The sequence below is a fragment of the Bartonella sp. AP57NXGY genome (assembly GCF_042195805.1).
GTDB lineage: Bacteria > Pseudomonadota > Alphaproteobacteria > Rhizobiales > Rhizobiaceae > Bartonella.
Window position 1 is genome coordinate 19225 of the sequence record NZ_JBHIOZ010000002.1, and the last position, 10635, is coordinate 29859.

At 35.6% G+C, this 10635-nt stretch carries 9 protein-coding genes, 1 other RNA gene and 1 pseudogene; all 11 read left to right on the plus strand.

From position 1 onward, the window contains the following. Nucleotides 1–22 precede the first annotated feature (22 nt). Nucleotides 23–754, plus strand: coding sequence for a 3-deoxy-manno-octulosonate cytidylyltransferase (locus ACFIL8_RS00495; RefSeq protein WP_375632301.1), 732 nt, complete (start codon nt 23–25; stop codon nt 752–754). Continuing rightward, nucleotides 751–1614 (plus strand): prephenate dehydratase, encoded by an 864-nt coding sequence (locus ACFIL8_RS00500; RefSeq protein WP_273790573.1) that lies wholly within the window; start codon nt 751–753, stop codon nt 1612–1614. Before ACFIL8_RS00495 ends, ACFIL8_RS00500 begins: the two co-directional genes overlap by 4 nt. A 537-nt stretch (nt 1615–2151) precedes the next feature. Continuing rightward, entirely contained in the window at nt 2152–2559 is a 408-nt protein-coding gene (locus ACFIL8_RS00505; RefSeq protein ID WP_375668310.1) for a hypothetical protein, read from the plus strand. Between the two features lie 1585 nt (nt 2560–4144). Further along, nucleotides 4145–4242: signal recognition particle sRNA small type (gene ffs / locus ACFIL8_RS00510), an RNA gene on the plus strand. 223 nt (nt 4243–4465) lie between these two features. Next, on the plus strand, nt 4466–6406 hold the full coding sequence (locus ACFIL8_RS00515; protein WP_375688731.1) for a DNA polymerase III subunit gamma/tau: 1941 nt from the start codon (nt 4466–4468) through the stop codon (nt 6404–6406). A 14-nt stretch (nt 6407–6420) separates the two neighbouring features. Further along, a complete protein-coding gene (locus ACFIL8_RS00520) occupies nt 6421–6744 on the plus strand; it encodes a YbaB/EbfC family nucleoid-associated protein (protein WP_375606797.1) in 324 nt (107 codons plus the stop codon). 30 nt (nt 6745–6774) lie between these two features. Then, the gene (gene recR, locus ACFIL8_RS00525; protein ID WP_375650842.1) at nt 6775–7380 is read left to right on the plus strand and encodes a recombination mediator RecR; all 606 of its coding nucleotides are present in this window, start codon (nt 6775–6777) and stop codon (nt 7378–7380) included. Nucleotides 7381–7429: 49 nt separating this feature from the next. Further along, the gene (locus ACFIL8_RS00530; protein ID WP_375688734.1) at nt 7430–8458 is read left to right on the plus strand and encodes a YeiH family protein; all 1029 of its coding nucleotides are present in this window, start codon (nt 7430–7432) and stop codon (nt 8456–8458) included. A 734-nt stretch (nt 8459–9192) separates the two neighbouring features. Beyond that, nucleotides 9193–9879, plus strand: coding sequence for a tRNA (adenosine(37)-N6)-threonylcarbamoyltransferase complex dimerization subunit type 1 TsaB (tsaB, locus tag ACFIL8_RS00535; RefSeq protein ID WP_375688736.1), 687 nt, complete (start codon nt 9193–9195; stop codon nt 9877–9879). Then, nucleotides 9879–10370: a ribosomal protein S18-alanine N-acetyltransferase gene (rimI, locus tag ACFIL8_RS00540; RefSeq protein WP_375611805.1), complete on the plus strand. Its 492-nt coding sequence runs from the start codon at nt 9879–9881 to the stop codon at nt 10368–10370. Before tsaB ends, rimI begins: the two co-directional genes overlap by 1 nt. 31 nt (nt 10371–10401) lie before the next feature. Continuing rightward, nucleotides 10402–10635: pseudogene (locus tag ACFIL8_RS00545) on the plus strand (tRNA (N6-isopentenyl adenosine(37)-C2)-methylthiotransferase MiaB); the annotation flags it as partial.

The window sequence follows — 10635 nt, forward strand, 5'->3', positions numbered from 1 at the left end:
AGATGACATTGGGAATCTTACAATGGCTCTTGAACCAATTATTCTTATTCCTGCCCGTATGGGCTCAACCCGTCTTCCTCAAAAAGCTCTCGCTGAAATTGGCGGAAAACCGATGATTGTTCATGTCGTAGAACAAGCCAAAAAAGCTGGAATAGGACGTACAATCGTTGCAACAGATCATAATGATATCGCTAAAGCTGTTGCAGATTATGGGCATGAATATATCATAACACGAGGTGATCATAAGTCTGGATCTGATCGTATTTATGAAGCTTTAGTGCGCATTGATCCTGAACAACGCTACAACGCCATTTTAAATATACAAGGTGACTTACCAACAATCATGCCTCGTGAAATCATTCGTGCGCTACGCCCTTTAGAAAATAGCTTTACTGATATTGCAACCTTGGGTGCCAAAATCATTGAAGAAAATGAAACAAGAGATCCCAATGTTGTCAAAATCATTGGTACACCGCTTTCTCAAAATCGCCTTCGTGCTCTTTATTTTACGCGCGCCAAAGCACCTTATGGAGAGGGTCCTCTTTATCACCATATTGGAATATACGCCTATAGGCGCGAAGCACTTGAGAAATTTGTATCATTCAAACCCTCACCACTTGAGAAACGTGAAAAACTTGAACAATTACGTGCATTAGAAAACAATATGCGTATCGATGTGGAAATAGTCGATACAATTCCCTTAGGTGTAGACACACAACATGATCTCGATAGAGTTTGTGAGATTTTAGCATGAAAATACTTAAAAAAACCAATAAAATTTCTTTCCAAGGAGAATACGGCGCTAATTCCCATATTGCTTGCTCCAATATGTTCCCCAATATGGATGCTGTTCCCTCTGCTACTTTCGAAGACGCCCTTAATTTAGTGGAAAGCGGGAAAGCTGATCTTGCTATGATCCCTATTGAAAATACCCTTGCGGGACGCGTTGCAGACATTCATCATCTTTTACCACAGTCATCTCTTTATATTATTGATGAATATTTTTTACCTATCCATTTTCAACTCATGGTTTTGCCCGGCGTTACACATGACGAAATTAAAACCGTCCACAGCCATACGCATGCCCTTGCACAATGCCGAAAAATCATACGAAACAACGGTTGGAAACCTGTTGTTTCTGCTGACACCGCTGGAGCTGCAAAATTTATTAAAAAAAATGCTAAACGTTCACAGGCTGCCTTAGCACCTTTAATCGCAGCAGAACTCTATGGACTTGATATTCTTGAAAGAGATGTTGAAGATAACCCTCATAATATTACCCGTTTTGTCATCCTTTCACGCTCCAAACGACATGTCCCCAAACCTCAAAATGGCGAAAAAATCATCACCAGTCTTCTTTTTCGAGTGCGCAATGTCCCCGCTGCTCTCTATAAAGCTATGGGAGGATTTGCAACGAATGGTATCAATATGACAAAATTAGAAAGCTATCAAATTGGTGGAAATTTCAATGCAACACAGTTCTTTGTTGATATTGAAGGACATCCTGAAGACCCGATGATGAAACTTGCCTTAGAAGAATTATCTTTCTTTTCTGCAGAACTGCGTATTATCGGTACTTATCCAGCACAAAACGATCGAACATCGTATATATAAAAGCAATTAAGCTGCTATCATTTTTTGTTGATATCAAAAAGCATCGTAAAAATTTCATAATGCAACGTATCCTGAAAGAGCTCGTTTTTTTCTACTCAACACCCTTCATAAAAACTGAAGAAGAAAAAACAGCTCGTAACAGAATATATAAATTATTTGCATAATATTTTCTCACAAATTATATCATGATAAAAAGCACTTCAACTTGTATAAAAACCAGTGTAAAAAAACACAGTAACCAAAAATAAAAACGCTTGTACCATCTATTTCCTTTTATATATTCAAAGAGAGCTTCTTGAGAAAAGTCATTTCCTCTGACAATATTCCAATAAAGATAACGAACTTCTAAATTAGCTCTCAAAACAATTCAAATTATTATACATAATAGAGCATTCAAATCTCTTAGATTAATGTCATTCTAAACATGGTTTAAAACTAGAAAATGCAACTTAGCCCTGATTTTAGCGTTAAGTTTGAGCTTTTATCTTTATAAAAATTGATTTATGATTCACCTCACTTTAGAAAAAGGAGAGGATAATGAAAAAAATCTTCATGCAAGGATTATTAGCCACAAATATTCTCGCCTACTCTAGTGGTGCGTTTGCTGGCTTTGGTGAGAGAAAATGGAATTTTGGGCTGGATGAAAGTGTTGTGATCATCCCATCCGATACAATCCATCAAGGAGCTGAATACTCTTGTAGTATCTTTGAACCGAAGAAAGTATCCTTTACTTTATCATACTCTACCCCTTCTGATTTAAACAAATTGAGAATTGCTGTTGATGATGAAAAGAAAATAACCCATGATAAAGAAAAGAAGATCTTTATCCTAAAAAATATAAAATCTCTTCATATAAGTTTTCCTTCGTCAGGACATTATATTTTTAAAAATATTACGAAGAAAAAAGTTGTTGGAACAAATTGTGACACAGGAGATTATGATTAACAATATTTCTATAACATCTAAATTTGAGTAGAGTTATTCTTTTTTTAGGTATTTTTTTCAAAATAGGGCATAATGAGCCATTAAAACTAATCGCTGAAAAGCTTATTTTTATCCTAATATGGCAAACCTTAAGCTGCTTATAAGGTTAGATATTAAAGAACTTTTGCGAAAACTAAATGACTAAAATTAAATTGTTCTGTATTTTCTACTATCAGAGCTATTTTTTTAATAAGAATATAACTTCTATCTTTGCAACTGCTTTATTTTAAGTACTATAAAGCACATCGTACCCAAATCACTTAGATAAACAGAAAAGTAAAATTTGCTCTACAGATGCATTCCTCACTGCACTTTAAGTCATACTCATTCAGCTTTTTATAAAAATTATCTCGCTTTTCCCTCCTTATTAAAGAATATAATTATCTGAAACTATAAAATGTCGCTTATATCGAATAAGAACCATTTTTATGCTTATAAAATCAGTACCCCCTTATTTCTATAGCGTTTAATGTTGCATCTTCTCTTGCATGAGTACAGTCTCTTAAAAATATATGAAACCTTTTCTCAAATAATAAAAATTCATATATTGATCCATCTTGTGATAAACATCAATGTTTTTTAATTAAAAGAACAAGCACGCAAAAAAAGAGCGATAACATCTACTCAGTATTTATATACGTTAAAAGAAAAAATATTACATATTTGATATTCTCATTCACTATAGAAATGAGGTGGTTCTCTTATAAGATATTTAATATATTGACTTATCATTATAAGAGTTCGATTTTTTATACTGAATTACAACCACAAATAAAGTAAGATCCTCCCATCTTAAATCTCATATTGAATCAATTAAAATCATTTCCTTGAAAGTTACAAATGGGAGTGGTGTGTGAGTAAAAACGATTAAAAAAGGAATAAAAATGCTTCTTATAAAGCCTCTCAAGTGCAAGGGATCGCAACATTGGGAGTTGTTAAGTAGTATGAGGGCTAAAATTTATACTTTTATTAAGCATAAAAAAGATAGTGCACAATGGACTTATATCTCAAGGAGAGTATGTATACTATTTATGAGTGGAGTTTGAAATATAGTTAAGAGTATTGAGCAATCGCTCTTTAAAAAGCCTGTGAATGTATAACATTAAATGTATTCTGTTTGGGATGTTCTGTTTTGTATAGAGGAGCAACACCATTAAAGCAATATTTTATAATTATTTAAATAGCACTCTTCCCCCTAACTTTCAAATGTTAGCCAATTACATGATCTATCTGCTTTATTTGCTTCTTTGACTGTTGTAAATTTTTGATGATTCAATTTCGTAGTTTTAGAACAGATGTATCTATCCTAAAACTCTTACATGTTTCAGCGAATGAGAATAATTATACATTCAGACTATCTTAAGCGAAAAAATATTTTCATACCAAATAAATATGAAGAGCTACTGCTATAAAAACTGGTAAATCCACAATCTCTTTGTTGTTTATATGTCAATAAATTAAACGCAAAGGAAAATTCTTCGTCGTTCTTAGGATATTTTTCGTTTCTGATCTTGATTTTTCATTCCAAATCGACAATATGAGCTTGGGAGGTTGGTGGTGGACGGACTACTCGCCAACTGGGTCAGGTCTGGAAAGAAGCAGCCCCAACGAGTTCTGGTACGGGTCATCGTTCCAACCTCCTATTTTGCTGAAGAAATTATTTTTTATGCTGTCTTTTAGCGAGGTATTTTTAATCTTCAGAGCAGCATTTGTATGCAGCAAATAAAGGGGTTTTGTTATTTTTAAACAAATTGTCCCATAAATAATTTGATTAAGAAAAAATCCTTTTATATGAGACTACAGTATTGATCTATGCTTTTGTATTATCAAAATGTACGCATAAAGAACTTCGAAGTTGGAAATACTCATGGAAAATTTACCGGTAGAAACAGCCTATCGTGTTCTTGCTCGTAAATATCGACCCCAAAACTTCTCTGACCTCATTGGTCAGGAAGCTATGGTGCGTACTCTCACCAACGCCTTTGAAAAAGGTCGTATTGCACAAGCGTGGATGTTAACAGGGATTCGTGGCGTAGGTAAAACCACAACAGCACGTATTTTGGCACGTGCGCTTAATTATAAAACAAAAGATATTGATCAACCAACAACTGTATTGGACTCTCTTGGTGAACATTGCACACAAATTATCGAAGGACGCCATATTGATGTTATAGAAATGGATGCCGCTTCTCATACGGGCATTGATGATATTCGTGAAATTATTGAACAAATACGCTATCGTCCTGTTTCTGCACGCTATAAGGTTTATATTATAGATGAAGTACATATGCTCTCAACACAAGCCTTTAATGGTTTATTGAAAACTCTTGAAGAACCACCTTCCCATGTGAAATTTATTTTTGCCACAACAGAAATTCGCAAAGTTCCTATTACAATTCTTTCGCGTTGCCAACGTTTTGATTTACGACGTATTGAATCAAAAGCTTTGAGTGCACATTTGCGTCAAATTGCGAAATATGAAAAGGTAGAAGTAGAAGATCAAGCACTCTCTATGATTGCCCGTGCTGCAGAAGGATCTGCACGTGATGCATTATCCATTTTTGATCAAGCAATCGCCCATAGCAATGGCAATGTTAATGCTATTGCGGTGCGTACAATGTTAGGATTAGCGGATCAAGCACGTATTATTGATCTTTTTGAATTTATCATGAAGGGCGATGTTGTCAATGCGTTACATGAATTACGCAGTCAATATGAAGCAGGTGCTGATCCTCTTACTATATTGACAGAACTAGCCGATTTTAATCATCTGGTCACACGTTTACGTTTTACACCAGAAATAGTGGAAGATTTCTCTCTGACTGAAGAACAACGTTTAAGAAGTTTAGACTTTTCAAAAAAACTTTCCGTTCCTATTTTATCCCGAAACTGGCAAATGTTACTCAAAGGTTTACAGGAAGTTAATCAAACTGCACGTCCTCTTCAAGCCGCTGAAATGCTTTTAATTCGTCTTGCTCACACGGCTGACTTACCAACTCTTGATGAGGCTTTAAAAAAGCTTACGCAAGAAAAAACGCCTCTCACACTGGTTAAAAACTCTTCTCATCAAGAATCTACAAATGCAAATAATATAACAAAAGAAACAATGGTCGGAGCCCATGCTTCCTCGAGCATTTCAAATACATTACCCGATCAATCAGATTTAAAAAGCTCTTTGAAAAACCAATTAGATCACTCCTTACAACCGGAAAATTTAGTTAAAAATCAAAACCATGACAAAATCAACGCCCAAGAAGTAACAGAAATTCTAGAAACTTCTCCATCTACTGATCTTTCTGAAAAGATTGTAAATTTATCGCATTCTGTCACGCAAACAACAGAAAAGATTACTGAACCTAAAACTCTCGTGATTAATTCTTTGCACGATATTGTTCAATTAGCCGAACAGCATAATGACACTCCTTTCAAACTCCTTGTTAAAGAATTTGTTCATCCTGTTTCTTTTGAAGCTGGGCATATTACCTTAAGACTTTCTGAAAATACCCCACAATTTCTTGCTCATGATATAGAAAAAAAGATATCTCAATGGACAGAAAAACGCTGGACAATAACTTTTGTTAATGAAGGAGGTGGCCCAACCTTACAGGAGGAAAGTATAGCGATTCAAAAGACTCTTTTTTCTAATGCAGAAACAGATCCTGATATCGCGAAAATCCTCAATCATTTCCCAGAAGCAAAAATTGTCGATATTCGACTCAATAAAGAAGAAAATGATCTTGATTTACTCTCCAATACCTTTAAAAATGCTGATATTTTTAAAAATAAAAATGATATCAATGATGAATAAGGATACCTATTCCTATGCGTGAAATGATGAGCATGATGAAAAAAGCCAAAGAAATGCAAGAAAAAATGCAGAAGATTCAGGAGGAAATAGCTAATCTGCAAGCTGTGGGCACCGCAGGGGGTGGTCTCGTCAATATCACTTTAAATGGCAAAAATATTATAACAGCAATTCAAATTGATCCTTCATTACTCAAACCTGAGGAAGCTGAAATTCTTGAAGATCTCATTATGGCAGCTTATAATGAAGCAAGAACAAAAATCGAAGTCGCAATAGAAGAAAAAACCAAAAGTATGACGGCAGGGCTACCACTCCCATCAGGTTTCAAGCTTCCATTTTAATGAAACGGATTTTTTCCGTGGGACAAAAATATGCCTAAATACATTGCAGGACCTGAGATTGAACGTCTCATTCAGATTTTATCACGGTTACCAGGTCTTGGTCCACGTTCAGCACGTCGTGCTGCGCTTCATCTTATCAAAAAAAAAGAGACATTGCTGGAGCCTTTGGGAGCGGCTATACAAGCAGCTATAGAAAAAGTTGGCATTTGTTCTGTTTGTGGAAATGTCGATACCATTGATCCTTGTTCAATTTGTACAGATTTGCGCCGCGATGATACAACAATCATCGTTGTTGAGGATATTGCTGATCTGTGGGCTCTTGAACGCGCAAAAACTTTAGCCGCACGTTATCATGTGTTGGGTGGACGACTCTCCCCCTTAGATGGAATAGGTCCTGACGAACTCAACATTGCCACCTTAATACAGCGTGTTGTACAAAACCCTATTACGGAGATTATTCTTGCTGTCAATGCGACTGTCGAAGGTCAAACAACTGCTCACTATATCACTGATCAGCTTTCTAATTTTCCAGTTAAAATTACGCGACTTGCTCATGGTGTTCCTGTAGGAGGTGAGCTTGATTATCTTGATGATGGAACTTTAGCAGCAGCTGTACAAGCAAGAACAAATCTTTAAAGCTTTTTCTTCTTAACCTTTAGCTCTTTAATGACGGGGGAATATTAAAATGATAAAGAAAAATCTCTCACTTTTAAACGACTTTGGTCCTGGTGTTTTAGTATGTTTACTCATATCAGCCTTAGCTTATGGCTTAGAAGTTGTAGAAAAACAGCTTTTCACGGAAGCGTGGCTTGAAAGCCTTGTTTTGGCAATTCTTCTAGGATCAATTATCCGTAGTTGTTTTTCTTTGCCAACATATTTTCAAAAAGGTATCACCTTTTCTGCAAAAACACTTCTCGAAATTGCTATCGTTCTTCTAGGAGCAAGCATTAGCATTAACGCAGTCCTTTCAGCTGGTTGGAATTTGCTTGCTAGTATCATATTCGTGATATTCGTAACGATTATCCTGAGCTTTGCCATCGGCCGACTTTTCGGGCTTTCTACACATTTGGCAATGCTGGTCGCTTGTGGGAATGCTATTTGTGGCAATTCAGCTATTGTTGCCGTTGCTCCTGTCATAAAAGCAAAACATGACGATGTAGCCGCGTCAATTGCCTTCACTGCTCTTTTAGGAATTCTTATTATTTTATTTTTACCCTTTTTACATCCATCTCTGAATTTGTCATTTAGCCAATATGGTGTGCTTGCTGGCATGGTTGTGTATGCTGTACCACAGGTTTTAGCAGCAACAGCACCTATCTCTTTTCTAAGTGTTCAAATTGCAACAATTGTCAAATTAGTACGGGTTCTCATGTTAGGCCCTGTTATTTTTACTCTATCAATCATTTATCGCCGATCAGCAGAAACACGCTTGCGTTTACATACCCTCGTCCCATGGTTTATCATTGGCTTTATTATCATGATGCTTGTTCGCTCAAGTGGTCTTATCCCTGAAAAGGCTATCAATCCCATCAAATTTATTGCCCAGTTGTTTACTGTTATCTCAATGGCTGCACTAGGATTAGGTGTTGATATCCGATCACTAAAAAAAGCAGGATGGCGCGTCATTTTGGCTTCAACCTGCTCCATAATTATTCTCGGTATTTGTAGCCTTCTTATGATACAATTGAATGATTTAAATCATATAACATTTTAAATGTGCATTGATTATTATTTTTTCAACGTAGTATACAATCAACCCAAAGTCCTCATTATTATTAAAATCAGTTCTTTCATAAACCAGAAAAAGTTCTAAAATACTGCTCATTATTCTATACAAAAAATTGAAAGAGCTGATATTTAAGTGAAAACTGTCAAATGTGCTTTTCAGTCCATAATGATTTGCAACAGGGTAGTATCAAAATACGTAACTCATGCAAAACAATGCCATTTCTTTCATCTGCTCTCATTACGCTGAGTTTTTTATATAAAGACGGATAGAATATGTTCTTATTTGGAAAAAATGTGGGGTCATAACTTTTCCTCTTTTAAATTACTTTTACTTACTATGTAATACAAGTGGCATCAAAGTACTATTTGATAGCTTACAAGTTGTGACAACCCTTACATTTAAACGATTCGTGAAGGAGTTTTTATTCTTTTCTTCAACAGTTTTGATTCATACGCTAACTCCGCTTGTAATATACAAGCTAATAACTTTAATTGTTTCACCATAAGTAGACTTAAAATAAGAGAATCTTACAATACTCAAGGTACTCATTCAAAAAGTGATAAAAATAAGGATTAAATCAACATCTCGTTCTATCCCATAAAAAGATATTGTTGCTTATTGGCACTAGTAACTTTCTTACAAATGAAATATACGATAATGAAAAGATTAAAAATACAGCAGGACTTTTATTTATCGTTTTATTCAACTAAAATATTTTTATGCTTATCCTTGCTATAGATACTGCTTCAATTTATTGTGCTGTTGCGCTTATTCGTCATAAATCTGTTATTGCGCGTATCAATGAACGCATGAACAAAGGACATGCCGAAAAAATTATTGGGCAGATTACACAAATAATGAAACAAGCCAATATGACGCTTGATCAAGTTGAGCGTATTGCTGTCAATATTGGACCTGGATCATTTACTGGTGTACGTGTCGGTGTTGCAACAGCGCGCGCTTTGGCATTAGCACTTGAAATACCTGCTGTTGGAGTGAGTGCTCTTGAAGCGTTAGCAGCACAAGTCATAAACAATAAAAGTACAGCATCGGCAATTACTGTTGTCATTGAAGCAGGGAGAGGGATGTTCTACCATCAAAATTTTCATAATGATCTCACACCTTTGGGAGAGCCGGGATTAAAAACAATTGAAAATATCCTCGAAGATTTGCCCAAAAAAACCCGACTGACTGGCCCAGCTGCTGATATCGTTGTGGAGCATATTAAAAACCATAAAATATACGAAAAAATTGTCCTAGAAAAAATCCCCTGCGAAGCGGCCGATATTGTAAACTATGCTTATCTTGCTGCAAACAAACAATCAAAAAATTCACCTCGCCCACTCTATCTACGCAGCGCTGATGCAAAACAACAAACCAATTTTGCTTTACCACAAAAAAAATAATGCCCAAATTTTCATTGACAAAAAAGAATTTTGGAATTGCTCCGCTACAAGTTAATGATAGTGCTTCTCTTCATCAAATTCATCAGCATTGTTTTACCCCTTCTTGGGAAAAACAAGCTTTTGATAATTTCTTAACAGATCACTCTATCTTCGGATACAAAGCTTTTCTCATTGATCACTCTGATCAAATTTTAGGCTTTTGCCTATGCCGTCTCATCCTTGATGAAGCAGAAATCATCACAATTGCTGTTCATCCTCATTATCGTCAAAAAGGAATTGGTACCTTTCTTATCGATCGTACAGTTCACCATCTTCACGACAAGGGCGCTATAAAATTATTCTTGGAAGTAGAAGCCACAAATCTTTCTGCTTTGAACCTTTATCAACGCTTTGAATTTCAAAAAATTTCTGAACGTCTTGCCTATTACGCGTCAAAAAATGGTCGTGGTGATGCAATTATCATGCAAAAAACTTTTAAGCAAATAGATTGAGATTTGTGTAAAAAACATTTAGACAAGCACTATGAATAAAGTAAATCCTAAAAATACGCCTCCTGTTGCTCCTAAAAAGGTTTTTATCAAAACCTATGGATGTCAAATGAACGTTTATGATAGCCAACGGATGACTGATAGCCTCAGTTCGCAAGGCTATGTGACAACACAAATTCCCAATGATGCCGATCTTATTCTTGTTAATACCTGTCATATTCGTGAAAAAGCAGCAGAAAAACTTTATTCTGATCTTGGTCGTTTGCGC

Excerpts from the sequence above, each read along its gene's own strand:
- ACFIL8_RS00515 (WP_375688731.1), top strand. The coding sequence starts at position 4,466 with ATGGAAAATTTACCGGTAGAAACAGCCTATCGTGTTCTTGCTCGTAAA.
- ACFIL8_RS00520 (WP_375606797.1), top strand. The coding sequence starts at position 6,421 with ATGCGTGAAATGATGAGCATGATGAAAAAAGCCAAAGAAATGCAAGAA.
- recR (WP_375650842.1), top strand. The coding sequence starts at position 6,775 with ATGCCTAAATACATTGCAGGACCTGAGATTGAACGTCTCATTCAGATT.
- tsaB (WP_375688736.1), top strand. The coding sequence starts at position 9,193 with ATGCTTATCCTTGCTATAGATACTGCTTCAATTTATTGTGCTGTTGCG.
- ACFIL8_RS00530 (WP_375688734.1), top strand. The coding sequence starts at position 7,430 with ATGATAAAGAAAAATCTCTCACTTTTAAACGACTTTGGTCCTGGTGTT.
- rimI (WP_375611805.1), top strand. The coding sequence starts at position 9,879 with ATGCCCAAATTTTCATTGACAAAAAAGAATTTTGGAATTGCTCCGCTA.
- ACFIL8_RS00495 (WP_375632301.1), top strand. The coding sequence starts at position 23 with ATGGCTCTTGAACCAATTATTCTTATTCCTGCCCGTATGGGCTCAACC.
- ACFIL8_RS00505 (WP_375668310.1), top strand. The coding sequence starts at position 2,152 with ATGAAAAAAATCTTCATGCAAGGATTATTAGCCACAAATATTCTCGCC.
- ACFIL8_RS00500 (WP_273790573.1), top strand. The coding sequence starts at position 751 with ATGAAAATACTTAAAAAAACCAATAAAATTTCTTTCCAAGGAGAATAC.